This is a genomic window from Fusobacteriaceae bacterium, assembly GCA_031272775.1.
Lineage (GTDB): Bacteria > Fusobacteriota > Fusobacteriia > Fusobacteriales > Fusobacteriaceae > JAISST01.
Window position 1 is genome coordinate 34,657 of the sequence record JAISTB010000009.1, and the last position, 23,443, is coordinate 58,099.

A 23,443-nucleotide genomic window follows, 5' to 3' on the forward strand; every position below is an offset into this window, starting at 1 on the left:
AACATGGGAATTTTGGGAGCGATCAGCACCGCCGTCAATTTCCTGAATACGTTTAATATTTTCAACTATGCCGGATCAATCGGGAGTTATGGGCCATTGACTTTCCAAGTGTCCGAACGCAAGCAACTGACTCCGCGTGATTTTTCCATCACGTATAAAGGACGATCCACAAAACACCAACGGCTCGGCACGGTAGACATCACAGAATTCCAAACACGGGAGCTGCGTACGGCTACAGTGCCCATCAAACTCATCGGGACGCGGACATCCATCCCTGGATTCATGAACACGGTCCAGCGGATCGCGGAGAACGGAGAACATTATTCACTCATTATCGGCGGCCGCAGCTTCGGCACCTACAGCCTGACAAGCGTCGGGATCAAATATGTTTACACAGCCACGAACGGGCATCCGGCTATCGCCGAAGCGGACCTCAATCTCGAAGAATATGTGCCCGCCATCAATAGGGTTGGCGCTGAAATTTCCGGAATTCTGGGAACGGTGGCGGCCGTCGGGACGGCCATCGCCGAAAAGAACGTCGGGGCCATCGCAAGTCTGGCGGGTGGTCGTCTGTGGTAAAAGAACTTGACAGCCAAATCCGGCCGGATGTTGACACGAGCAATCCGATATATCAATTCTGGACGCTCCTCAATACAAAACGAGGCACAGTCCCACTTTTCCGCGACATCGGTATTGACGCGAGAATAATTGACAAGCCGATCAATGTAATCGAGAATGTCATCCAAGCCGAACTTACGCAACAGGTAAAAAAATATATTCCAGAAATCGAAATAATCAACATATTAAGCCAATATATCGAAACCGGCTTGTCCATAAAGGCAAAAATTGAGGTGATCACATGAGCGTATTTACGCCGGACCCGAAACTCAAACTTATCGAATCCGAACCGCTGGAAATCTATGACCAGATGATCGCGGCGCACAGGGAAAAGACCGGGAAAGATGTGCCGGTAGTATCGGAGATCAGCTATATTTATGCGACGGTGGCCGATTATCTGGCCATCATCAAGGCGACTATGAACGATATCGCCCGGCAGAACTATCTGCCATACGCGCGCAACATCCGACTGGACCTCAAAGGCATGAACTACGGTACAAGGGGTGCGCGTCTGCCAGGCAGTGCGGCCATGACAACCATGCGCTGTCACATTTCCATTCCAGCGCCGGTTCCGGTCATGATCCCGGCCGGGACGAGATTCCTATATCAAGAACACCTTTTCCACGCGCCTGCGAATCACACGATTCCCGTTGGCGAGGATTATGTCGACGTACCGGTTATCTGCAATGACATAGGCGACATCGGGGACCTTCCCACAGGCGTTATCACCGAAATCGTGGACAGATATGAATATTATGGGTCAGTGGAAAATATCACGCAAGTAACCGGAGGCAGGGAATCCGAAACCGATGACGAATATCGAACGCGCCTGGAACTACTTCCGGAATCTTTCACATCTGCCGGTGCAGAAGGAGCGTATATTTATTGGCTCCTGCAAGCGTCGACGCTCGTGACGGACGTGCGCATTCTGACCCCGTCGGCAAACCACTTGAATATCTATGTCATCAATGGCCAGACATTACTATCACAAGAGCAAAAAGATGCGATCCTGGACTATTTATACAACGAACCACAAAAAAAGATCCGCGCTATGGGTGACGTAATTCAGATCCTTGACCCGCTGAGTATAAACTTTACACTGGACATCAATTTCCAGCTCTACGAGACCGCTGCCGAAAACGCTGTAGATGTCGAAGCTCAACTACTGTCGGCGCTTACGGACTATACAAACGGATTCAAGATGGGCACGGAACTGCTGCTGCAAGACATCGAATATATTTGTAAAAGCAATAAAAACATTCGAAAGATTACGTTCAACGATCCAACACTTGACATTATTCCGGCCGAAACCACAATCTTGATCTGCACAGCGATTTCGCTACACCCGGAAGAGTGATGCCATGTCGATCATGAAAACCATTTTTTCAGACGGGATCTTGAAGCAGCTCGCGCCCGACCTCATACGCGACAGCGCCATACTGGCAGTCATTGAAGAAGCGATCAAAACGCACCTGATTGAAAACATTAGATTCCTTGTTTTTCTGGACCGCGTCGACGAATTTACAGATAAGGAATGCGACCTCGCGGCCAAAGAGCTGCACATTGACTGGTACGACGGCACCATGACGCTGGCAGAAAAGCGGAAAAGCTGCAAAGAGTCATTTATATTACATGCAACATTCGGAACTCCAGGAGCCGTACAGGATCTCCTGGATATTTTTTTCTCCGACGCGCAGATATTGGAATGGTGGGAATACAGCGGCGATCCGGGGCATTTCAAATTTATGGTAAACGGTACCGCGCCGGAATATATATCACGGATCATCAACCGGATCGAGCATGTCAAGAAAAAAAGCCAGATCCTTGATTCCATGACGTTCCGGACGGTGATATCAAAAAAGATCGGCCTCAAGACCGGTTGTAAAAAGACGGAGGCGCAATCTATCACAGAAAGTCGCGCAGGAATCTGGCTGGAACCGCTGGGCGTACCGATAAATAAAGGATTGAGCGTCAACCAAACACAGAGCGCAGGAGGTGATTAAATGGCAGTATTTCAAGGTTACACCATCACAAATGCCGGTCGGCTCCTTATCGCTTCAGTGGGGATCGGCTCAGACATCTTATTTTTTACGCAAGGGGAACTGGGTGCTGGGCGCTACAGCGGGAATCCAAGAGAAATCACGGAACTCGTAGACAAGAGAATGGATCTCGCGTGTATCGACAAAATCGTCGATATCAGCTATGACTCAAACGAACAGCCGGTATATAAGCTCATCATCAAGCTACAACTTACAAATGCCAACCTAACCACATCATTCCACGCAAACGAGCTTGCCATCAAGGCCAGATTAGGGAGCGGTCCGGAAATTCTGTTTGCGTATGGAATGGTAGAAGCGGGCGACTATGACACTATTCCATCGAATACGCTGTCTCCGACGTATATCGTCGCTTACGACTTCGTCATGGAGTTCGAAAACAACGATCAGGCTGATATCGTCATCGGACATTCCGAGGTTGTCACGCTGGAAACCGGAGACAGGCGATATACAAAGACAGGGCTGCAATATATCGGAGAACTGGGCGACGGGCGGCAAATGCTCATTTCCGGCGGTGTGTACAAAGGCGCAAACGAAACATATTACAAGAATATCGGCGACAATCGCGAATGGGCGGCGGGCAATACGACCCCGGACTACCAGCTGAAGCCGGTCACGTGGGAAAGGCATGAGCAGGACATACAAAACATCATGGCCTTTCTGGGCCTGCTTAACTTGACGTCAGCCATCGGGGCTGATTATCTTGATGATTTCTATCTCGGATAGACGGAGGAAAAGTGAAAGGAATCAGTAAAATCAAAACAAAAACAGACCTCACCAATATGCACAACATGGCTATAAATGGCCATATCAACCGAAACGAATGGAAAAAAGAACTGGAAACGCTGGGGGCTGAAAAAATTATATATCTCCCTGTGCTTGAAAATGACGGCACACACATCAAAGTAACCAAAAACGACAATATCACGGCCGTCGGAAAAGAGCTTGTCACAGAACAAGATGAAAACGGGCAATCTGTGGAATATTTCAGGATACCGGCCGCCGGGTTTACTGAAATTTATTATCCGGTATCATACGGATTTCCGAATCTTGAAAAGATCGGCGTCTCTAAAGCTGAAATCGACGCTATGATCGCGGAGGTGAGCGCCTAATGTCTTTAGCCCGTACATTTATTGACGACGCGTCCAAAATCAACCCCCTCGCAAAACTGACGGTCGAAAAACTTTCCTACATTTCCAGCTTGACGGCTCCTCAAAAAGATTATTTGCAAGCAAACGGCGACGCCGCTCTTGTACTTCTGCAAGGGACAATGATCGGGGTCGGACAGTCCATATTCCGGACCGAGGACGATGTTGTCGTCAATGCCTCAAATCTTGACTCCGGTGCCTTCCAAAACGGTAAAGATTATTATGTCTATGCCTGCGAACCGGCAGCCGGAAACGTGGCCGATATTGTGATATCCCTGAATGCGACTTACCCAATCGGGAAAAGTCCCGACAACTCCCGAAAAATTGGAGGATTCCACTATGGATCGTGTCGCCGGGTTTCGGACACGCTGACCCCGATCAATACGTCGGAAATTGAAAGAGGCACCGGATGGGAAGATAATATCTACTTCGGAATAAAGCCCTTTTCCGTGTGGACGCTGCTTCATCGCCCTGTGTGCGAACCTGAGGGCATGGCCTATGTCAAGGCCCTCGGCCTGTGGGTTGATATTTATATCACTTCGACGAATTTCCTGTCCGAATACGGTGTGGTGCCGATTACTGGGACGGAGGGGCTTTCTTACTATGACTACATGGAAAAATTATCAAGAATCACCGGCAAAAGGCCGCTGTCGATGTCTGAATTCTGGCATGCGGCGGATGGGTCGCCAAACGGCCAGGATGGGAATAATAACTATGCCTGGTCGGCCACAACCAACACTGCAAGAAATCCTTGTGGGCTTATTGATAAAGCAGTTTCCATCTATGGTTTAATGGACTGCTCCGGGAACGTCTGGGAAATTTCCGGCAACGATTTTTCATGGACGACTCAGAACTGGGGATCCACTGTGTCGCCGACGGTCGGGCCGTGGCAGTTTAGAAACGCGACCGAAGTGGTAAAAGGCGCAATTCATGCTGTAATAGATAATGACCTGAGAATGGCTTTAAATGGCGGCGCTTGGAATGACGGGGCCTCGTGTGGCTCGCGCTGCGCCGCTCTGGCTAATATGCCGTGGAGTGTCAACGCTCATGTGGGCTTCCGTGGTGCGGCCGTGAGTCTTTAGATTGTTTCTCTGGTCTCTGGTTTCGGCCGTAGCGTAAGCGGAGGCCGTCAAAAAATCAAAAAAATTGACTTTTTGTCAAAAAAATGGTAATCTGATAGAAAGTCAAAAAATGGAAGGCTACGGATGGAAGAAAATCTCAAGGTTATTCAGAAGTTGGACGATTTTGAACTTAGAATATACGATGATCTGCGGAAATTTCCAAAATCTGAGAAATTTACAATGACCGCAGAAATCAAAAACACGATTTTCGAAATCCGGAAAAAGTTGGTCAAAGCCGCAAAATCCGAAAAGAAAAAAGGGGCGCTGAATGAAGCCGATATCGAACTACAGCACCTGAAACACCTGATCCAACTATCTTTTGAACTAAAATATATCTCTCCACGTGTCTATGAAATTATTAGCAAGCAGAGGGTCGAAATTGGCGCTATGCTCGGCGCGTGGCTGCGAAATGAGAATGCAAAGCAATAACATATACTTTGCAGGAGGGGAATGGTCTACTGCGGCAATTGGAATAACGGGGCCTCGTGTGGCTCGCGCTGCGCCAATCTGAATAATATGCCGTGGAATGTCAACAATAATGTGGGCTTCCGTGGTGCGGCCGTGACTTGTCAACCCATAATCAAATGACTCGCCTGTCTACGGATCGGCGGGCAAAGATGGGAAGATATAATCAGGATCATTTCCCGGCCAACCCGGCAAATACTAAAAGAGGGGCGAGTCCTTAGTATCGTAAGAGAAAGGGACTCGTTTCTATAAGGCGCGCGATGAAAAGGACCGGAAATCTATACGAAAAAATCACAGAATATGCAAACTTGTATCAATCATACCTACAAGCGCGAAAATGCAAGCGGTTCCGGGATGATGTGCTGAAATATACTTTTGCCCTTGACGAAAATCTTTTCGCCTTGCAAGATGCGCTCCAGACCGGCCAATATACGCATGGCGATTACCACGAATTCATGGTCACAGAACCAAAAGAAAGAAAAATCAGGGCATTGCCATTTCCGGATCGCGTACTGCAACATGCTGTCTATTCTGTGATAGAGCCTCTATTTGATAAAAAATTCTATGTCCATTCCTATGCCTGCCGCCATGACAAAGGTGGACATGCTGCCAGTTCTCAGCTCAAAAGCTGGCTATACCAAGCGCACAGGAGGAACATCGATTTATATTGTCTAAAATGCGATGTGCGAAAATTTTTCAATTCCGTTGACTTGCAAATTCTTTACGAAATATTAAAAAAGAAAATCAAAGACAAAAAGCTGTTATGGCTTTTCCGCCGAATATTGGATCTGCCAAATGAAACCATTGGACTCCCTATCGGAAACTTGACGAGCCAACTTTTTGCCAACATTTTTTTAAACGAAATCGACAAGTACATCGTCAACGAGATTCGACCGGCCCACTATATCCGATACATGGACGATTTTTTGCTGCTCGATGCAAACAAAGCAAAACTGCAAGAGGCGCGATCATATATAGAAATTTACTTACGCGACCGACTGCATCTTGATCTGAATTTGAAGGTCACCCGACTCTTTCCGGTCCGGATGGGCGTCGAATTTGTCGGATACGTCCATTGGCACAATTACACCAAGGTCAGGAAAAGAACGTGGAAGCGGGAAAAAGCAAACATGAAACGATCCGCGAAAAAGCTACTCGCAAGACGAATCACGAAAGAAAAATTTGTCAATATTTACGCATCAATAAACGGCAACTTACAACATGCGGACGCCTACAAAACGCAAAACCTCATGAACATTTTCAAGCTACAAACGATTTTGAAATACGATAAAATCAAAAACTGAAAATATTATATTATCGAAAATACACCCGAAAGGGTGTATTTTTTATGGAGGCCAATATGTATAAAACAACTGGCGAGGCAAAGGATGCGCTTATCGCAAACGCGACAAAGTTTATCGGATATATCGAGAAGGCCAGCAACAAAGACTTGAATGGGTTCACAGATAACATCGGCAATAAAAATTTTACCTGGTTCGCCAAATATCTCACAGACAACGGCGTAAATTGTCCCAACGGATATGCGTGGTGTGATACTTTCTGCGACGCCCTCATGCTCAAAACCTTCGGCAAAGAACTGGCCTCCAAAATGATCGGAGGCTTTTCTTTTTATACTGTCGACAGTGCCACGAAATTCAAAAAAATGGGCAGGCTGATAGAGAATAAGTCAGAAATCACGCGCGGTGATCAAATTTTCTTCGAAGCCATCCCTGCCGGAGAAAAGTCAAAGCGCATCTGCCATACCGGGTTCGTCATTTCTGTCGTCGACGGGATCATCTATACAATCGAGGGCAACACGTCCGGTGGAGTAAAATTTGAGCGAGAAGGCGGACGCGTCGCCATGAAGTCTTACAAGGTGACGAGCACATACATCAAGTGCGCTGGGCGGCCCGACTACTCACTGGCGGTTGTAAAATGAACCTGATTCAAGGTGACTGCATTGCCGCCATGCGGGACCACGTCCGAGATCATTCCGTGGATCTTATTTTGTGTGATCCACCCTACGGCACCACGCACGCAAAATGGGATTCAAAAATCCCCCTTAGCGAATTATTTGCAGAATTTGAAAGATGTGCAAACACCGAAAAATCAGGGGGGGGGGGGTTATTATTCTGTTTAGCCAGCAGCCCTTCGCAAGCGACCTCATCCATACCAAAATAGACTGGTTTAAATACGAGTGGATATGGGCAAAACCATCCATCACCGGATTTCTTAACGCAGGCCGGCGACCGCTCGTAAATCATGAAAACATCTTGATTTTTGCAAAGAGTGCACCAAAGTATATCCCTCAAAAAGAATTAGATCTCAGCAGAACACCGGGAAAAATTATTCGTTATTCCGGCCATGATACGACCAAAATTTACAATAAAATGGGTGGAAAAACAAAATTAGACGATGGACTGCGGTTCCCGCGCACCATTTTACAGTACGCAAAAGATGAACCGTATAAATACGACGGGAAAACGCATCCTTCACAAAAACCCGTGGCGCTCCTGGAATTTCTCATCAAGACCTACACAGACGAAGGTGATACCGTCCTCGACTGCTGCATGGGGAGCGGATCCACCGGCGTCGCATGCATCAACACAAAAAGGGAATTTATCGGTATTGAAATTGATTCTGATTTTTTTAAAATGGCCGAGCATCGCCTTGTGACGGTGCCGCAGAAATTATTTTATTAAACACAAAAGGAGGAAAATTATGTGGAAAATTTTACTACCTATCATCGGCGGCGCGCTCCTATCCGTTCTGGGCGGGATTTTTTCAAACTGGAAGCTAACCGGAAAAATTTCCATAACGACACCGGCGCTTAAAAAGGCAGCTTTTGAACTTTTGCAGAAGCTGGCGGAAGAAGGGATCAAGTGGCTTGAAGAAAACAAGGAATCCGGGCAGAAAAAGCTGACCGACGTCGTGGTCTATATCAAAAAATATATTCCAGACTGGATTGACTGGATAGTGCCGGACGACATCCTGCTCAGGATCGCAAAGCTGGCATGGGATAAATGGGGCACGTGCCTTAACGCCCAAACCATGGCTGTTGCTGGTGCAGACGCCGCTGCAATCGCAGAAAAAGTCACCAAGCTCCTGAACGAAGGCAAAGAGGACGCAGACGCTGTATTTGCCGCATTTTCCGAATTATCCGTGGAAAATAAAAAAAAATAGACATTAAACTCGGCGCGGGCTATCGGGCCGACGACTGGGAGCTGAAGGGATATGCTTCGCTCCCCGTCGAAAAGAATCCAAAGATCACCATCGGGATCGAATACATCAAAAAATTTTTCACAGGAAAATGACATGGGAGGTAAAATGGCAGCAAATTCTGAAAAGGAAGAAAGGCGACAGGAAGAAAAAGCGTTTCAGGCACACTTTCCGGTCACATATAAGCAGATACTCATCGCGGTCGGATTTATGTCCGCATCCCTTGTTTTTGCGACGTGGGCTGTCAAAATAGGCCTGCCTAAACAATACATCCAGGACGCAGCAGGGTATGAAGATCTGATAAGGCGGATCGACAAACTGGAAATAAAAATTGACGAAACCAAGTTCACCCTGGAAAAAAAGCTCGACAAGTACAGTCAGACGACGACAGAAAATAAGATAGACATACAGATCACAAAAGTGTATGAAACCACGCTCCCGACGTCTATCCGAATAGAAGCGGCGGCCTATCTGGAAACGCATGGAATCGTGGGAGAAGTGCGCGAATACATTGACAACGTTTTGCGACCGCTATATCGCCGCGAACTGAAAGAAAAATATGACATCGCGCAAAAGGCGCAAGTTATCGCAAAAAAAGAATAGACAAAAGGATAAAGATGACAAGTGAAATCTGCGGGAGTTAAAGGATGGAAAAGGAAATTTTAGAAAAATTGATAAAATCGCTCGCCTACAACCATATCACGGCGATAAAATATGCAATATCACAGGGCACAGGAATGATCGTCTGGTTTTCCGGCGTGTTGTGGGCTATGCACAAATTCGGCATACTGAAGCGGATCGCCGTCAAATGGCTGGGAATTGATATCGTACAGGAGCTAATCGCCGGACAAAAGGAACTGATCGCACAAATGAGGGAAAACAGCATGGACATCGCGACGCTTATCATGTACGATGATCGGCGCGACATATCCGATCGATTCGACGCCTATAAACGGCACAAAGGGCTCAGGCGGACAGGGGAGGGGGAAAAGGAAGATATCTACTTTGAAAAGGTTTTGCGGCCGCAGTATGAGAAACAAATCACAGGGCGGGTGTGATCCCGCCTCTTTTTTTTATTTGCAAAAAAACATTTATTTTGAAAAAATGCTTGACTTTTTTCAAAATAAATGATATAATGTCTTGTAAGGAGGTAAGACATCCCGCAAAGGTCCAAACCCGGGAGACCGGAAAGGAGATGCAGCGATGAATAAAGCTATACGCGTTCTCAAGGCCCTTGCCAAAGTCTTAAACGCAATAGCGGATCTCCTAAGTAAGTTTTAAGGAGGCCCCCGGCAAAGCCGGGGGCTCCTAAAAAAAATATAGCACAAAACAAGAAAAAAGTCAAGGAGGAAAAAATGACCCACGGCGGCAAAAGAATCGGATCAGGCAGAAAGAAACTCGAAGAAAAAAAAGAAAGAATGCAAATCACTATCATGGTCACCGCAAACGAACGGAAAGAAATCGAAAAAAAAATTGAATATCTCCGCGTTATTGAAGGGAAAAACTTGTCAGACCTGATCAAAAATACTTTTATGAGCATCAAAGTCGAAGAAGATGGCTTCATGACCAACAGCAAGCTGACAATGATTCTGAAAAAAGCCATCGAAGAGGGAAACACGCGTGTCGGTTCAAAGCATATCACCCTAAGGCAGGCCTGGCAGCATGGATTTACTTCGGCCGGTCCTATCGCGATGGAAGCGATCAAAGAATTGAAATCGCGAGAAAAGGCGGCAGTTCCCTTAACAACAAAACAAAACGAAATTCTGGATAATGAATAAACATAATAAAAAGGCCTCCGGGCCTTTTTATTATGTGTGCCATCGGTGTGCCTATGGCAATTTTTTTATTGTTTTTTGTTAAATGTTAGTAAATATAAATAATATACATTAAATGAAAAAACAGGTATCAAATCGCGGCCTGTGCTTATAACTCAGAAAATATGTTTGTTTTTGAAAAATGGCGGTCTCTAAATCTAAATGAAAATATATAATCTATATCACCGTCATTTATTATTTCTTTGTTAAAGAGGTTTTTCAGAAACATGGAAAGCGGTGTTGGCTCTCCACGTGTCAATAGATTCTCGACAACGCAGAATAGCGAATAATGAAGACATTCCGGATCAACTACTGGCATATTCTCTAAAGCGAACTGCCGATTGGTCCCCTTATAACCATAACGGAATTTTTCATCCCTCTTTGATGCCAACTCGCTTATTTTTATTATTCCATTGTTACCACACCACGATGCAATCTTATTATACGTCCAACGGTCTCTTGGATTATTAGCAATCAGGCCATCAAGTAATTCTTTAAATTCTGGAGCGAGCTGGTATCTTGAAAATAATTCCTTAAGTAACGTTACGCGTTCCGCGTGCTTCATTTCTTCAAAAGGATTTCCGCCAATCATGAATGATAAAATAGAGACTCCAAGCGAATAGTAATCGGCTGCAAACGCATAATCGTTATGCAGTTCCGGAGCATCGTATCCTGGTGTGTGTCCTAAAGCATACAACTTCGTCTGCGCATTGGGAACAAACTGGCAGATTCCAAAATCTATGATTTTTGCTTCAATGAGCTCCGAATCAGAGTTGTCAAATCCAGATATAACAATATTGCCAGGTTTAATATCACCATGAATTATATTATTGCTATGAAGAGTTCGGAGTCCTTCGTTGAGTTGATATATTATTTGTACCATTTGGTTCAGGGTCAATCTTTTTTCGTGTAAATCCACGCCCGAGTAATATCGAATGATTTCACATGGGTATCCTTCATACTCCCCAATTGCAACAACCTCAGCAATATAAGGAGAACGTAACCCCATGATTCTATTTATCATGTCAAAGCTGATTGACTCTTTCCAATGATAAATTTTAGCAATATAAACATTGCCGCGATTTTCACATTTGTATAAGCTGACGTTCTTAGAAGACAGGTCTGCAAAAGTCCCTACAACTTCGTATTTTTCAAGTAAAAATGACCCCTTTAACAAATGGGGAAATCCTTTATGTAATTTCTCTTTTTCGGCTGAAGGGTCCACAATATTTGTTATATTATGCTGAGTTTCATTTGATCCTCGCGGTTCTGTGTTTATAATGGTTTTATCATCCACTTCTTTCCCTCGGTAAATCTTGTCAGAAATTTATGAAACAAAAATAACACAAAACGATTCTTTGTTATGCTTATAATTATACCCGAATTCTATCGATTTGTCAATGCTTGAAAGCAGTTTTGCCATTTCTTGGTTATTTTTTTGCTATAATTTATTTTAAGTTTGCTATTATTCTGTTAAATATGCGGCCAAATGGCTTTCTGAGCAAGATTTTCCCGAATATTGCGATTCTGCCCGCTCATTCGCCATTGCCTCTCTCAACTGATTTTATCATTTGACTTGACAGAAATATGTACTGGGGAAAAACTGTAGTACAGAAGAGCAAAAGATCAAAGCGAGGTGATGGATGAACAATGTGGGACCTTGTTGCAAAATACGTGAAACTAAAGCGCACAGATAAACTGATGAGTAAACTCATTGCAGAGGAAGAGGAAAACCCGGGAGTGGAAAGAGAGGGAAAATAATTTCAAGGACTTTAGCCGATAATAGCCATTTTTGGCTCTTTCAATTTTCCAAAAGACAAGCTGAACAACATAATCATATATATTTACATCACCCTTTCTCAAATTATTCTTGAAAAATCAGAAAATTTATGATACCATAAAGTAAGGAATACAATGAACTCATTGCGAAAGGAGGATAACAAATGGAACTGGCCAAAATTACATCAAAAGGGCAAATTACACTGCCTATAGAAATCAGACGCAAGCTGAATCTCAAAGAAGGCGGCAAAGTTGCCTTTATCGAGAGTGATGGCGGATACACTATCGTCAATCCAGTTTTACTGGCTATCAAAGATCTCAGGAAAGCCTTCGAAGGAGAAGCAGAGAGATTAGGGTTGAAGACGGAGGACGATGTTGTCGCTATGGTCAAAGAAGTGCGTAAAGAAATGTGGGACGAACAAAATGAGAATCGCGGTTGACGCATAAGTCATTTTTTAGCCGTTTATTAACAGAAAGAGAGGTTTTTATGAAAAAATATTATCCGGCGATATTCCACGCTGCGGAAGAAAGCGGATTTTGGGTGGATTTTCCTGATCTTGACGGATGTTTCACACAAGGAGAGACTTTGGAAGAAGCGCACAGCATGGCATTTGAGGCTTTGAACGAATATTTGATCGCGTTGCAGGCGGATAATATTTCAGTCCCTGAGCCCTCCAAACTGGAAAGCATCAAAGTAAAAAAAGGCGATTACGCGAATCTCGTCGAAGCGGATATCGTAAAGTACAAGAAAGAGGTCGAGGCCCTTTCCGTCAAAAAGACCCTTACGATCCCCGGCTGGCTGAACACCCTGGCCCTCGAGAAAAAGATCAATTTCTCCCAGGTCCTGCAGGCGGCTTTGAAAAAAGAACTGGGCTTGAGCGAATCGTAAGGGCGCTTCTCTGAAACCGGAGGCATTTCTCCGGTTTTATTTTGTCTTCATGTAATACCAAATCTCATAATTGTAGCGGTTCACGGTCTTTTTTTCCTCCAAGACCGAAGAACTCAGCAAGTAGTATTGGGAATTGGTCTTTGTGCCGGAAAAAGCGGACGAGTAGAGGGCGACCGAGGCCCCGACCCGCTTGCATTGCCGCCGAATTTTTTTCGTAATCTCAGGCCGTCCTCCCGCCTCGACGGCGCTGGTCCCGATCAGGACATAGCCTTCGCCCGCCAGCGCCTTGCCGTCGCGGATCAGGTTATCGGAGGAGACGATCTTCGGTTCCTCGCCCTTCCGGAGCCGGATCAGGTCCGAGCGGGTTTTGGCGTCAAGGGCGGGCCGGTAAGATCGGGATAGACCGGAAAAATTGGAGATTATTCCGGCTTGCGCGGCGGCGCCGGATATGGTCAACACAAGCAAAAGCGACAAAAACATTCTGATTTTCTTCATTCGTTTTCCTCCAAGTAGATTAATTCTGTACTATATGATGACTGTCAGAATTTGATTATAGCATAATTTCATGGTCTTTGCAACAATATTTTATACTATATCTATATTTTATATTTTTGTGCTATTACGGAAAACTGCCATTTTAGAGTAAAGTTTTCTTTTTTCATAAAATTTCAGCAAAATTAAAAAAGTCTTCCGGATCAAACCGGAAAACTTTTTTTACAAGAAAAACTATTTTCGCCTTAAGTAGCCTGCCTGCTTTCAGGATTCTGCCTTGATTCCCCGAACTCCTCGCTCACGCCGTCATAATACAATTTCTCTGGGGCAATGTCTATTTTCCCGTCTTTCCATACGGTCACACCGTAATCAATATAAACTCCCGCGAAGACCTCGAGATCTCTTAAGGGGGCAAAAGCTGGCTTGTCAAGCAGAGGGGCGACGTCAAAAATCCTCGTTTCTCCCGTATTGAAACGCACCCATAGCTTGTATTCAGGAAGCGGTCGGACCCCGGACACTTTCAATTCCGGCGTGGGCTCGCCGGCGTAGGCGATTCCTTTTACGATATACATCCTTACACCCTCCTTATCTTAAAGGTTCAATCTTTTCAATGGGACGATTTTGCACCGCCAGATTCCAAGCCCTATACAATTCCTCTTCGTGGATCGCGGTCCATGCCTGCACAAGTCGCAACTGCTTGACCGGCAGACTCCCCGCGAGCAAATCGCCGTCTATGCCCACAGAGGCCTCATGTTCTCCGTAGTACACATGAAAATGGGGTTTATTGTGTTGTATATTATCCGCGTAAATCATTTTGATGATAATTCCATAAAACCGCGATAATTCAGGCCTTGATCCTCCTCAAAACCTCACGTAGGCGCTCCTGTCCAGATACTTGTTGTCGTTCCCGACAACATAGATCACGGTCCCCCCCTTGATGTAATCGATAATTTGCGAAGCGACGGAAAACGGCAGGGCGGGACACCCGTTGGTACGGCCGAGAAAGCCGTGGTCCTCGATAAAGGACGGGTCGGAATACTCGGCGCCGTGGATCACGATCTTCCGCGCGTAGACATTGGAGTTGAAGCCCTCCTCAAGGCCCTTCAGGCGAAGGGAATAGCCGTAATCGCCGCGGTAGGCGTCCAGCGTCAGGTAAAAGCCCAGCGAAGACTGGAAGGAATTTCTGTTGTTGGAGAAGATGACGGGCACAATAAGCCCGCTGTTCTTGCCGTGGGATACATGCGATTCGTAGACAAGCCGTTTCTCGGCGAGATTCAGGACATAGAAGCGCGGTTCATTGGACGGCTTCGTATAGTCGATGATCGTGAGGATCCCCGGTCTGTGGCCCGGCGTCTTCAAATAGCCGTAATATGCCCGGCGGAATACCCCGTAGGGAATTTTGTCCGACACCTGGAGCTTTTCGTAGATCCCCTGGGCCGCGCTCTCCGTGGGATTATCGGGATCCCTGTAGGCTGAGGCCCGCAAATTTCCCATGAAAAAGACGCCTGCCAATAAAAACAAAAAAATTTTTCTTAACATTTCATCCCGTTCCTTATATAATAATAGAAAAGAATCCCTCACTCACATCATAGCCAATTTTAACCCAAATGTCAATAACGCATTTCCATAAATCAACCCTCAAACCCAACGCACAAGGAGAGGCCATGTATCTCAAAAATGTCGTCGTCAAAAACTGGCAGAGCATCGAAAAAGCCGATATCAACCCCGAACCGCTCACGGTTTTTATCGGTCCCCCCAACCAGGGAAAATCCGGCGTGATTTCCGCGATCCTCTATTTCCTCAACTACCGCGAATTGCAGGAAAACGATATCCGCGACAAGGACGCGCCGCTGGAGATTCTCGGAATTTTCTCCGAGCCCTGGGCCGAGGAAAAGGAACAGCTGAGCGCTTTTCTCTTCGAGGATGAAATTTCCCTCAAAATCATCAAAGAACCCGGCGAACCGGCCCGCTATTATTATTTCTCGGACAAGCGGACCTGGGAGGAGGCGGACCATGAGACCTATCTTCAGATCATGGGTTTTACGGACACGCTCTTCGTGCCCGACATCAGTTCCAGGGAGCAGAACGAGCGCTTCTTCCTGAAGCTGATCCGTATGCTGGACAAGCGCCGCTACGGCGTCAGGACCATCCTCGAAAACCTTGAGGAGACCCGCACCTTTCTCGCGGAAAAATACGTCAGCAAGGGCTTTCACCGGAAGCTCATCCTCGAGGCGCTCAAGAACGTCGTCGGCGAATTCCGGAAGCTGGGCCGCCCCTTCGGAGACGGCATCATTCTCTTCTTTGAAGAGCCCGAGCTCTATCTCCATCCCCAGGCCAGCAAAGAGCTCTACGAGATCTTTCAAAATCTAACGGAAACGGGCTTTCAGATCTTTCTGACGACCCATTCCAGCAACTTCGTCGCCCTCAAGGACTACAAGTCCCTCTGCATCGTGCGGGACGCGGGTCACGGCACGGAAGTCTTCCAGTACAAAGGGAATCTCTTTTCCGGCGATGAAATCCAGAATTTCAACATGAACTACTGGATCAACCCCGACAGGGGCGAGCTCTTCTTCGCGCGGCGGGTCATCCTCGTCGAGGGACAGACCGACAAGATCGTCCTCGGCGCCCTCGCGAAAAAAATCGACGTGTACCAGTATGAATACTCGATCATCGAATGCGGCAGCAAGGGGATTATCCCGCAGTTTATCAAGCTCCTCAACGCCTTTTCCATCCCCTATGTGGCCGTCTATGACAAGGACAACCATTTCTGGCGGTCCAAGGAGGAAATCGAAAACTCCAACAGCCACAACCGGGACATCCGGCGGGCCATCAACCCCAAATTCGGCCGGCACGTGGAGTTTGAAAACGATATCGAAGAGGAAATCTACAACGAGAAAAGAGACCGGAAGAACTACAAAAACAAGCCCTTTTTCGCGCTGCAGGCCGTCATGGCCGAAAAATACGTAATCCCCCAGCGCCTGCGCCGGAAGATCATCGATATCTTCGCCTCATAATTCCGTGATGGCGCCGACGAGGTTGTCCGATTCGGACACGATGACTTCGTCCCGCAAAAGCCGCTTCAGGATCGTAATCAGGATCATGGTCCCGGCGGCAATGACGTCTTCCCGTTTTTTCAGAAGGCCCGTGATCTCCCGGACCTCGCCCCGGTTTCTCGCGAGAAAAAGATCGAGATTTTGCTGCAATTCTTCGACGGTAATTCTCGCCAAATGGACCCGGGCGGGGTCATAGACCGCCATTTTGTCCCGGACCGAGATTTGCGTCGTGGCGGTACCCGCCACGGCCACCACCGCGTAGTTGTCCCGGGCAAAGCTGACGATCCCGTCGAGGGCGTCGAGATTTTCGCTGACCCACTGGTGGAAGCGACGCAAATTTTCCTCGCTGTAGCCGTCTTTGAAGAAAAGCTCCGTCCCCCGGACCGATCCGATGTCGATGCTTTTGACAATTTCGGCTTCCCCGCCTTCTCCGAGGGAAAATTCCGTCGATCCGCCGCCGATATCGACCACAAGGATCCGCCCGTCAAAGACCGCGGCGTTTCCCAAATAATTCAGCTTTCCTTCCTCGAGGCCGCTGATAACCTCGATGGAAAGGGGAATGGCCCGGACGGCCTCCAAAAATTCGTTGCGGTTGCGGGCGTCCCGGACCGCCGAGGTCGCGAACGCCTTGATGTCCGTTGCGCCGAGGCTCACGGCAATGTCCCTGTATGTCCGCAAAGCGGCCAGCGTTCGCTCCATAGCCGCTTTTTTCAATATTCCCGTCTTATTTACGTCCTCCCCGAGGCGGACGATCTCCACGCGCCGGGTGAGTTCTTCCGTAAGGGTGAGTTTTCCGCCCTTTTCCCGGACCTCCCCCACGAGAAGCCGCACGGAATTTGTCCCGATGTCGATGACGGCCTTGCGCAGAATCCTTTCGGGAGCGTCGGCGGATACGTCCACGCCCGTCTTTTTTCCCGCCGCGCCCAAGACTTCGGCGAAATAATCCTCCCGGTCGAAGGCGTCGTTTGCGGCCTGCAAAATCTCATAGGGGACCGGCTCCCGGATCAGGTCGTAATCTTCCCGCATCAGAACAAAATCGGGGTTCTTGTCGGCAAATTTCAAGAGGTCCGTCTCCCCCAGAGCCACGGGCAGCGGATCGAGGCCGAAATCCCGGAAAAGGCCCGCGACTTCCTTGATGAATTTTTCTCCGATCCCGTGAAGCCTTCTGGCAAGCTCAAACTGAAAAAGGATGCCCTTGGCGAGCAGATCCCCCCAGGACAGGGTCCCGCAATCGGGCCGGGACGCCAGAAAGCCCGCGTATTCGTAGCCCAGTTTCAGGAAAAATTCCCGGCTACCCCGGAAGCGTCTCGCGTCGATGGCGGCCTTTTCGGTCCGACAGCATTCGTCAAGCATTTCCACCAGCCGTTTGGGATGGCGGGCCAGAAGTTCTTCGCGATATTTTTCAAGAAAATAATACAAAGCCTTGTTGTCGGTTTTATAAGAAATCAACGCGCATTTGACGGCCTCCGCAAAGCCCGCCGTCAGATCCTCCGGCGGAAGGGTGTCCAGAAAATCCGTGTCGTTGATGACCAAAGTCGGATATTTCGTAATGCAGATGGAACTTTTGGAACGCTCATGATCCACGGAAAAGGTCCCGTTTGTGCCGCTGTTGATCATGGCCGCAAGGGAAGTCGGGATCTCTATGCTGTCAATGCCGCCCCGGAATGTGGCCGAGACGAAACCGCCGATGTCGCAGATGCTCTCGCCGCCGAAATTGATGACGCCCGATTTTTGCGTGAAGTTGTGTTCGATCAGAAAATCGTAAATCTGCCGCACCGTGGCAAGGGTCCGGTCCGTTTTACCGTCTTCGAGCCGGTAGAGGAAAACATTGGGGACATGCTCCTGCAGCTGTCCGATCTCGTCCAGGTAGTGACCCCGGACATTACCGTCGGTCAAAAGAAGGACCTTGTCGTAGTAATCCACCTTGTCCCGGAATACGGGCAGGATGGATTTTCCGATGAACACCGGATATTCCCCGTATTTTGTCGTCACCCGTATTTTTTTCATATTCCGGATTGCGCTTTTTTCCATTGCGGCCCCCTTTTCCCTGACGCTTTTCCAGGTTCTTGATTTTTCCTACCCTCATTATACCGGAAATCGGCGTTTTTGGCAATGGCTTTCGGGAAAAATTCCGGCCGGAAAACCATCTTTTGCCTTTACATCGTCTGAATTTTGTGCTATTCTTATGGTAGAAAGAACCCGTGCAAATTATTTTGTTTGAAATCCATCTTAGCATAAAAGAGGTGCGTGCCTTATGAACGGTATCAAAACATTTGTCCTGATGGTGGTCATGTCGCTTTTGCTGATGTTCGTGGGAAGTCTGATCGGCGGACGGAGCGGCATGTTTGTGGCCCTCCTGATTTCTTTTGCGATGAATTTTGTCTCCTACTGGTTCAGCGACAAGATGGTCCTGGCCCGTTACCACGCCCAGCCCCTGCCCGAATCGGACAAATACTACCGCATGGTTGAAGAACTGGCCCGTCGGGCGGATCTGCCGACGCCAAAAGTCTATATGATCAATCAGGCCCAACCCAACGCCTTCGCCACCGGGAGAAACCCCGAACACGCGGCAGTTGTGCTGACGACGGGGATCATGCAGACCATGAACGATCAGGAACTCTCGGGCGTCATCGGCCATGAACTGGGCCACGTGAAACACCGGGATATTCTGCTGCAAACCGTTGCGGCTACCATGGCCTCGGCCATTACCTTCCTCTCGCGGATGGCCCCCTACGGCGCCATGGGCGGCGGCGACAGGAGAAGACGGAACAACGGCCTGATCCTGCTGCTCGTGATGATCCTCGCCCCCATTGGGGCAATGCTTGTACAACTGGCCATTTCCCGCTCCCGGGAATACAAGGCCGACGAATTCGGCGCGGAAGTCTGCGGCAACCCCAATTACCTGGCCGACGCCCTTGAAGATCTCGACTCAAGCATCAAACGGATCCCCATGGCAAACGTCAATCCGGCCACGGAAAACATGTTTATTATGAATCCCCTGAGCGGCGGCGGAATCGCCTCTCTGTTCAGCACACACCCGCCGATTCAGGAAAGAATCAGGAGATTGCGGGCCATGGCCCGGTAAATTCCGAAAAGAAAAAGGAGAGCGCATGAAAAAAATGATCGGCGCCATGTTCGTATTTACCATGATCGCGGCCATGGCACAGGGACGGGAAATCCTGACGGAATCCTATGTCAACGCCAAGGTGGGGCAATTGCTGTCACAGGCCCCCGTCTTCGTCAACAACGCATCAAGAATGGAATTCCGGGGTCTCAAAGTCACGAGGGCCGTGCTGGACGCCATCGGGACTTCCGACTCCCCCTTTTACATGAAATCCCGGGGCGCCACGGTGGCGGTCCGGGTCGGCGACTATCTCGTGTCTCAGGGCGCATACGGGCCCGTGACGCCCGTGCGCAAGCAGGCCTTCGAGGGAAATCACTCCTCCGCGGACGGCAGCGTGCGCTTTGACGCCAACGAGCGGCTCGACATGGGGCCCACGGACTACACGAAGGTCGACGAAAGCAAGGAAATGGCTTCCGAGAGCGGAGACAGGCTGCAATGAGCGGGCCATCCCGTCGTTTGGCGGACCTTCGGGACAAAATCCGCGTCGCCGCGCGGGAAAAGAACTTTGCCTATCTGACTTCGAGGCTCCAGCTGGCTCTGGAAAATTATAAAAGAGCCAATTCCTCGCTCTGGGTGACTTCTCTCTGCTATTATACGGTGCTGGCTCTTGCTCCGATTTCGGCCATTTTGTTCAGTATCGGAAGCTGGCTGGGAATCGGGGAGTATCTCCTGAACCAGATCAAGCTTCATTCGCCCCTGAACCAGGAAGCCATCGACGTCATCACGGGCTTCGCCGACAGACTTTTGGACAACGCGAGAAACGGGGTCCTCGCCGGGATCGGGTTCATCTTTCTCGGTTGGACCTTGATTTCCATGTTTTCCGTAATCGAAAAGGCTTTCAACGACATCTGGCAGGTCAAAGCCTCCCGGGCGCTCATCCGGAAGATTACCGACTATTTTTCTTTTCTCGTCTTTACGCCGGTCTTCATCCTCGCCGTCAACGGGACCAGCGCCATTATCGCTCGGCGTTTCAGCTTCAACGCGGCGCTGACGCGCTATCTGATGAAACTGATTCCCTATCTGGCGATTCTGGTCTTTTTTACCGCCCTCTATATGATGATGCCCAACACGAAAGTCCGCTTCGTGCCCGCTTTTTGCTCGGCCCTCTTCGCGTCCATCGTCTGTACGATTTTTCAGTATTCCTTTCTGTACCTGCAAAATTTCATTACTTCGTACAATACGATCTACGGGAGTTTCGCGACGATCTTTATCTTCATCTTCTGGTTGCGCATCCTCTGGTTTTTCATTATCCTCGGGGGACATATCTCCTATTTCCTGCAAAACCGTCACCTGCATCCGACGGCGGACGACAACGGGCTCAGTTTCAAGTCCAGGGAAGTCGTGGCGCTGATGACCGTGACGGAAATGATCCGGCGATACAAGCAAAATCTCGCCCCCGCCGGATCCGAAGAACTGGCGCGGACGCTGAATCTGCCCGAAAAATATGTCCGCAATATGCTGAAGGACCTCGCCGAGGCCAACGTGGTCGCCGAGGTCGTCGGAAAACCCGGCGCGGAAAACGCCTATGTGGTGACGCGAAACGCTGATAATTTCACCTACGGGGATCTTTTCTCGGTTCTGGAGCATCACGGGAAGGAGCTCTTCTGGATCGATATCCCCGATCTGGAGCCCTATCTCGATCTGATCGAGCAGAAGGATCCGACGAAGCGTTTGGAGGAACTGATCGTATAGGAACGCCTCTCCCCCTCAATCCCCCATGGGTTTCGGAAAATACCTGGTATGGATCAATTCATGGGCCTTGTGGCTGCAGGGGTATTCAAGATATTTTTCGTAGACGGCCTGCACAAAGGGATTGTCGTGGGCCCGCCGGATCTCCTTGGCGCGGTCGATGGCGTTCAGGCCCTCGGCCCTTTTTTCGAGAATTTCCTGCTTTTTCACGGCCTTTGGCTGCCCGCCGCCTCCGATACAGCCGCCTTTGCAGGCCATGATCTCAATGGCGTGGAAAAATTCCTCCCCGGCCCGGATTTTGTCCAACATCTTTGCGGTCTCTTCAAGCCCGTGGGACATGCCGATCCGGAGGTCCAGGTCCCCCACTTTGACTTCGGCGATCCGGAAGCCTTCCCAGCCTCGCAGCTGGGTAAACTCGATGTCGTCGAGACGTTTTCCCGTGATGAGCTCAACGGCCGTACGGGTCACGGCCTCAATGACGCCGCCCGTTCTCCCGAAGATGATCCCCGCCCCGGAATACTGGCCGAAGGGATTGTCAAATTCTCCCTCGGGCAAATAGCGCAGATCGATTTTCATGTCCTTCAAAAGCCGGATCAGCTCCCGGGTTGAGATCACATAGTCCGTGTCGTAGTTATCCCCCCGGGAAAATTCCGGCCGGGAGGCTTCGTATTTTTTGGCGAGACAGGGCATGATCGCGACAGAGGCGATATAGTCGCGCTTATAGCCTTTTTCTTTTGCCCAGATGTCCTTGATCAGCGTCGAAAAAATTTGCATGGGCGACTTGACCGTAGACGGCACGTCGACCATATCCGGATAAAATTGCTCGATAAATTTCACCCAGGCGGGGCAACAGGACGTAAGGATCGGCAAGCGGACTTCCTCCTGGCGGGAAAAGCGCTCCAGCCGCTCTTTGAATTCCGTGGCCTCCTCCATAATCGTGACGTCGGCGGCCCAGGCCGTGTCAAACACATAGTCGAAGCCCAGCATCCGGAGGGCTGTCACAAGCTTTTTCTCGACATTTTCCCCGGCCGCGCAGCCGAAGGACTCGCCGATGGCCACCCGGACCGCGGGGGCGATCTGGGCCACGACGATTTTGTTCGGCGTCGAGAGGTCGTTCAAGAGGCTGATCGTGTGATCCCCCTCAAAAATGGCCCCCACGGGACAGGTGCTGACGCACTGCCCGCAGTGGGTACAGAGTTTGGCGTCCAGTACATGGCGCTCTTTGGGCTTTCCGTGGATACAATGGACGGGACAGGCCCGGGCGCAGGCCGTACAGCCGATACATTTGGCCGTAATCGTAAACTTCAGGAGCTGGATACATTTCCCCGCCGCGCAGCGATGGTCCTCGATATGCTCCTCAAATTCCCCGTAAAACTCCTCGATGGCGTCAAGAATCAGGTTGTGCCGCTGATTGAGGGTCTTTTTGACCGATTCGGCGATATAGCGCAAGAGATAAATGTCCCGCATGGTCGACTTGCCCTTGGACATGCGGTCGAGATTGCGCCAGAGCCGGTCCAGCTCCGGCTTGACGGCTCTGTATTCCGTGTATTCGCCCCCCTGCATTTTACCGAGGAGAAATTCCACATAGTATTTCGCGAATTGAATGATGCAATTTTCATCGGAAAGGATGATGATGTCCCGCTCGACTCCCGGCTCAAAACTCCCGAAGTCGATAGGCCGGTCCAGATCCCGGTTCGTAAAAAAGCCCCCGAAGGGAAGGCCGAATTGCGCCGCCTTGAAGGGTCTTTTATTTTTGACGCCGCCCGCAAGCGAAATCACCTCCGCGAGAGTCGCTCCCGGAGGAATATCGATAATCGCCGGATTGGTCACCCGCCCCATGACGCGTACCTTCCGGCTTTTGTCGTCCGTCAACTCATTGACGTCGGACAGGGCTTCCCTGAATTCGGAATCCATCGACTGAATGACGTGGATTTCCTTTTTCGGCGTTTCGCCGCCCCACTGCATGTTTTCTCCT

Annotated in this window: 28 protein-coding genes; 21 read left to right on the forward strand and 7 right to left on the reverse strand. The window is 49.0% G+C overall.

Features of this window, described 5'->3' with window-relative positions; translation table 11 throughout:
• Positions 1-3 precede the first annotated feature (3 nt).
• The 15 genes from LBQ97_02650 to LBQ97_02720 all read left to right on the forward strand — a co-directional run bounded on the left by LBQ97_02650 (position 4) and on the right by LBQ97_02720 (position 10,406).
• A complete protein-coding gene (locus tag LBQ97_02650; protein MDR1831618.1) occupies positions 4-579 on the forward strand; it encodes a phage tail protein in 576 nt (191 codons plus the stop codon).
• Positions 573-863, forward strand: coding sequence for a hypothetical protein (locus LBQ97_02655; protein MDR1831619.1), 291 nt, complete (start codon positions 573-575; stop codon positions 861-863). Before LBQ97_02650 ends, LBQ97_02655 begins: the two co-directional genes overlap by 7 nt.
• Positions 860-1,975 (forward strand): baseplate J/gp47 family protein, encoded by a 1,116-nt coding sequence (locus tag LBQ97_02660; GenBank protein MDR1831620.1) that lies wholly within the window; start codon positions 860-862, stop codon positions 1,973-1,975. Before LBQ97_02655 ends, LBQ97_02660 begins: the two co-directional genes overlap by 4 nt.
• 40 nt (positions 1,976-2,015) lie before the next feature.
• Positions 2,016-2,621: a phage tail protein gene (locus tag LBQ97_02665; GenBank protein ID MDR1831621.1), complete on the forward strand. Its 606-nt coding sequence runs from the start codon at positions 2,016-2,018 to the stop codon at positions 2,619-2,621.
• A complete protein-coding gene (locus LBQ97_02670) occupies positions 2,622-3,401 on the forward strand; it encodes a hypothetical protein (GenBank protein MDR1831622.1) in 780 nt (259 codons plus the stop codon). It abuts the gene before it with no gap.
• An 11-nt stretch (positions 3,402-3,412) separates the two neighbouring features.
• Complete coding sequence (locus LBQ97_02675) at positions 3,413-3,787, forward strand: hypothetical protein (GenBank protein ID MDR1831623.1); 375 nt, start codon at positions 3,413-3,415, stop codon at positions 3,785-3,787.
• Positions 3,787-4,905, forward strand: a complete 1,119-nt coding sequence (locus LBQ97_02680; protein ID MDR1831624.1) for an SUMF1/EgtB/PvdO family nonheme iron enzyme — start codon at positions 3,787-3,789, stop codon at positions 4,903-4,905. Before LBQ97_02675 ends, LBQ97_02680 begins: the two co-directional genes overlap by 1 nt.
• A gap of 123 nt (positions 4,906-5,028) precedes the next feature.
• Entirely contained in the window at positions 5,029-5,373 is a 345-nt protein-coding gene (gene avd / locus LBQ97_02685) for a diversity-generating retroelement protein Avd (GenBank protein MDR1831625.1), read from the forward strand.
• Positions 5,374-5,768: 395 nt separating this feature from the next.
• The gene (locus LBQ97_02690; GenBank protein ID MDR1831626.1) at positions 5,769-6,713 is read left to right on the forward strand and encodes a hypothetical protein; all 945 of its coding nucleotides are present in this window, start codon (positions 5,769-5,771) and stop codon (positions 6,711-6,713) included.
• A gap of 44 nt (positions 6,714-6,757) precedes the next feature.
• Entirely contained in the window at positions 6,758-7,348 is a 591-nt protein-coding gene (locus tag LBQ97_02695) for a CHAP domain-containing protein (GenBank protein MDR1831627.1), read from the forward strand.
• A gap of 151 nt (positions 7,349-7,499) precedes the next feature.
• Positions 7,500-8,111, forward strand: a complete 612-nt coding sequence (locus LBQ97_02700) for a site-specific DNA-methyltransferase (protein MDR1831628.1) — start codon at positions 7,500-7,502, stop codon at positions 8,109-8,111.
• Positions 8,112-8,130: 19 nt separating this feature from the next.
• Positions 8,131-8,592, forward strand: a complete 462-nt coding sequence (locus LBQ97_02705) for a hypothetical protein (GenBank protein MDR1831629.1) — start codon at positions 8,131-8,133, stop codon at positions 8,590-8,592.
• Positions 8,593-8,736: 144 nt separating this feature from the next.
• Positions 8,737-9,231, forward strand: coding sequence for a hypothetical protein (locus LBQ97_02710; GenBank protein ID MDR1831630.1), 495 nt, complete (start codon positions 8,737-8,739; stop codon positions 9,229-9,231).
• 44 nt (positions 9,232-9,275) lie between these two features.
• Complete coding sequence (locus tag LBQ97_02715) at positions 9,276-9,686, forward strand: hypothetical protein (protein MDR1831631.1); 411 nt, start codon at positions 9,276-9,278, stop codon at positions 9,684-9,686.
• Positions 9,687-9,983: 297 nt separating this feature from the next.
• Entirely contained in the window at positions 9,984-10,406 is a 423-nt protein-coding gene (locus tag LBQ97_02720; GenBank protein MDR1831632.1) for a hypothetical protein, read from the forward strand.
• 145 nt (positions 10,407-10,551) lie between these two features.
• Here the strand turns inward: LBQ97_02720 and LBQ97_02725 are convergent, their stop codons facing one another.
• On the reverse strand, positions 10,552-11,739 hold the full coding sequence (locus tag LBQ97_02725; GenBank protein MDR1831633.1) for a protein kinase: 1,188 nt from the start codon (positions 11,737-11,739) through the stop codon (positions 10,552-10,554).
• 646 nt (positions 11,740-12,385) lie between these two features.
• On the opposite strand from LBQ97_02725, the gene LBQ97_02730 reads away from it, so the two are divergent.
• Both LBQ97_02730 and LBQ97_02735 read left to right on the forward strand, forming a co-directional pair.
• Positions 12,386-12,661: an AbrB/MazE/SpoVT family DNA-binding domain-containing protein gene (locus LBQ97_02730; protein ID MDR1831634.1), complete on the forward strand. Its 276-nt coding sequence runs from the start codon at positions 12,386-12,388 to the stop codon at positions 12,659-12,661.
• Positions 12,662-12,708: 47 nt separating this feature from the next.
• The gene (locus tag LBQ97_02735; GenBank protein MDR1831635.1) at positions 12,709-13,110 is read left to right on the forward strand and encodes a type II toxin-antitoxin system HicB family antitoxin; all 402 of its coding nucleotides are present in this window, start codon (positions 12,709-12,711) and stop codon (positions 13,108-13,110) included.
• 36 nt (positions 13,111-13,146) lie between these two features.
• On the opposite strand, the gene LBQ97_02740 is transcribed toward LBQ97_02735, so the two are convergent.
• From LBQ97_02740 to LBQ97_02755, 4 genes are all read right to left on the reverse strand, one after another.
• Positions 13,147-13,605 carry a hypothetical protein gene (locus LBQ97_02740; protein MDR1831636.1) on the reverse strand — a complete coding sequence of 153 codons (459 nt, stop codon included), beginning with the start codon at positions 13,603-13,605 and terminating at the stop codon, positions 13,147-13,149.
• A 242-nt stretch (positions 13,606-13,847) separates the two neighbouring features.
• Positions 13,848-14,174 carry a DUF2442 domain-containing protein gene (locus tag LBQ97_02745; protein MDR1831637.1) on the reverse strand — a complete coding sequence of 109 codons (327 nt, stop codon included), beginning with the start codon at positions 14,172-14,174 and terminating at the stop codon, positions 13,848-13,850.
• Between the two features lie 13 nt (positions 14,175-14,187).
• Complete coding sequence (locus LBQ97_02750) at positions 14,188-14,415, reverse strand: DUF4160 domain-containing protein (protein MDR1831638.1); 228 nt, start codon at positions 14,413-14,415, stop codon at positions 14,188-14,190.
• 48 nt (positions 14,416-14,463) lie between these two features.
• Entirely contained in the window at positions 14,464-15,096 is a 633-nt protein-coding gene (locus tag LBQ97_02755) for a murein L,D-transpeptidase catalytic domain family protein (protein ID MDR1831639.1), read from the reverse strand.
• A 170-nt stretch (positions 15,097-15,266) separates the two neighbouring features.
• Between LBQ97_02755 and LBQ97_02760 the strand changes: the two genes are divergently transcribed.
• On the forward strand, positions 15,267-16,616 hold the full coding sequence (locus LBQ97_02760) for an AAA family ATPase (protein ID MDR1831640.1): 1,350 nt from the start codon (positions 15,267-15,269) through the stop codon (positions 16,614-16,616).
• Here the strand turns inward: LBQ97_02760 and LBQ97_02765 are convergent.
• Positions 16,611-18,686 (reverse strand): iron-containing alcohol dehydrogenase, encoded by a 2,076-nt coding sequence (locus LBQ97_02765; protein MDR1831641.1) that lies wholly within the window; start codon positions 18,684-18,686, stop codon positions 16,611-16,613. The two genes, LBQ97_02760 and LBQ97_02765, sit on opposite strands and share 6 nt — an antisense overlap.
• A gap of 223 nt (positions 18,687-18,909) precedes the next feature.
• On the opposite strand from LBQ97_02765, the gene htpX reads away from it, so the two are divergent.
• Genes htpX through LBQ97_02780 form a run of 3 tightly spaced genes read left to right on the forward strand, consistent with a single transcriptional unit; the run spans position 18,910 to position 21,471 of the window.
• A complete protein-coding gene (htpX, locus tag LBQ97_02770) occupies positions 18,910-19,740 on the forward strand; it encodes a zinc metalloprotease HtpX (GenBank protein MDR1831642.1) in 831 nt (276 codons plus the stop codon).
• 25 nt (positions 19,741-19,765) lie between these two features.
• On the forward strand, positions 19,766-20,218 hold the full coding sequence (locus LBQ97_02775) for a hypothetical protein (protein ID MDR1831643.1): 453 nt from the start codon (positions 19,766-19,768) through the stop codon (positions 20,216-20,218).
• A complete protein-coding gene (locus LBQ97_02780) occupies positions 20,215-21,471 on the forward strand; it encodes a YihY family inner membrane protein (protein ID MDR1831644.1) in 1,257 nt (418 codons plus the stop codon). Before LBQ97_02775 ends, LBQ97_02780 begins: the two co-directional genes overlap by 4 nt.
• A 15-nt stretch (positions 21,472-21,486) precedes the next feature.
• Here LBQ97_02780 and LBQ97_02785 read toward each other — a convergent pair whose 3' ends face one another.
• On the reverse strand, positions 21,487-23,433 hold the full coding sequence (locus LBQ97_02785) for a [FeFe] hydrogenase, group A (GenBank protein ID MDR1831645.1): 1,947 nt from the start codon (positions 23,431-23,433) through the stop codon (positions 21,487-21,489).
• Positions 23,434-23,443: the final 10 nt, after the last annotated feature.

What these genes read in the sequence shown, in the direction of transcription:
- LBQ97_02750 (MDR1831638.1), bottom strand. Translation starts at nt 14,415, where the DNA reads ATGATTTACGCGGATAATATACAACACAATAAACCCCATTTTCATGTG.
- LBQ97_02765 (MDR1831641.1), bottom strand. Translation starts at nt 18,686, where the DNA reads ATGGAAAAAAGCGCAATCCGGAATATGAAAAAAATACGGGTGACGACA.
- LBQ97_02780 (MDR1831644.1), top strand. Translation starts at nt 20,215, where the DNA reads ATGAGCGGGCCATCCCGTCGTTTGGCGGACCTTCGGGACAAAATCCGC.
- LBQ97_02695 (MDR1831627.1), top strand. Translation starts at nt 6,758, where the DNA reads ATGGAGGCCAATATGTATAAAACAACTGGCGAGGCAAAGGATGCGCTT.
- LBQ97_02700 (MDR1831628.1), top strand. Translation starts at nt 7,500, where the DNA reads ATGTGCAAACACCGAAAAATCAGGGGGGGGGGGGTTATTATTCTGTTT.
- LBQ97_02760 (MDR1831640.1), top strand. Translation starts at nt 15,267, where the DNA reads ATGTATCTCAAAAATGTCGTCGTCAAAAACTGGCAGAGCATCGAAAAA.
- LBQ97_02775 (MDR1831643.1), top strand. Translation starts at nt 19,766, where the DNA reads ATGAAAAAAATGATCGGCGCCATGTTCGTATTTACCATGATCGCGGCC.
- LBQ97_02740 (MDR1831636.1), bottom strand. Translation starts at nt 13,605, where the DNA reads ATGAAGAAAATCAGAATGTTTTTGTCGCTTTTGCTTGTGTTGACCATA.
- LBQ97_02785 (MDR1831645.1), bottom strand. Translation starts at nt 23,433, where the DNA reads ATGCAGTGGGGCGGCGAAACGCCGAAAAAGGAAATCCACGTCATTCAG.
- LBQ97_02720 (MDR1831632.1), top strand. Translation starts at nt 9,984, where the DNA reads ATGACCCACGGCGGCAAAAGAATCGGATCAGGCAGAAAGAAACTCGAA.
- LBQ97_02680 (MDR1831624.1), top strand. Translation starts at nt 3,787, where the DNA reads ATGTCTTTAGCCCGTACATTTATTGACGACGCGTCCAAAATCAACCCC.
- avd (MDR1831625.1), top strand. Translation starts at nt 5,029, where the DNA reads ATGGAAGAAAATCTCAAGGTTATTCAGAAGTTGGACGATTTTGAACTT.
- LBQ97_02745 (MDR1831637.1), bottom strand. Translation starts at nt 14,174, where the DNA reads ATGTATATCGTAAAAGGAATCGCCTACGCCGGCGAGCCCACGCCGGAA.
- LBQ97_02715 (MDR1831631.1), top strand. Translation starts at nt 9,276, where the DNA reads ATGGAAAAGGAAATTTTAGAAAAATTGATAAAATCGCTCGCCTACAAC.
- LBQ97_02735 (MDR1831635.1), top strand. Translation starts at nt 12,709, where the DNA reads ATGAAAAAATATTATCCGGCGATATTCCACGCTGCGGAAGAAAGCGGA.
- LBQ97_02705 (MDR1831629.1), top strand. Translation starts at nt 8,131, where the DNA reads ATGTGGAAAATTTTACTACCTATCATCGGCGGCGCGCTCCTATCCGTT.
- LBQ97_02660 (MDR1831620.1), top strand. Translation starts at nt 860, where the DNA reads ATGAGCGTATTTACGCCGGACCCGAAACTCAAACTTATCGAATCCGAA.
- htpX (MDR1831642.1), top strand. Translation starts at nt 18,910, where the DNA reads ATGAACGGTATCAAAACATTTGTCCTGATGGTGGTCATGTCGCTTTTG.
- LBQ97_02710 (MDR1831630.1), top strand. Translation starts at nt 8,737, where the DNA reads ATGGCAGCAAATTCTGAAAAGGAAGAAAGGCGACAGGAAGAAAAAGCG.
- LBQ97_02730 (MDR1831634.1), top strand. Translation starts at nt 12,386, where the DNA reads ATGGAACTGGCCAAAATTACATCAAAAGGGCAAATTACACTGCCTATA.
- LBQ97_02755 (MDR1831639.1), bottom strand. Translation starts at nt 15,096, where the DNA reads ATGGGAAATTTGCGGGCCTCAGCCTACAGGGATCCCGATAATCCCACG.
- LBQ97_02670 (MDR1831622.1), top strand. Translation starts at nt 2,622, where the DNA reads ATGGCAGTATTTCAAGGTTACACCATCACAAATGCCGGTCGGCTCCTT.
- LBQ97_02650 (MDR1831618.1), top strand. Translation starts at nt 4, where the DNA reads ATGGGAATTTTGGGAGCGATCAGCACCGCCGTCAATTTCCTGAATACG.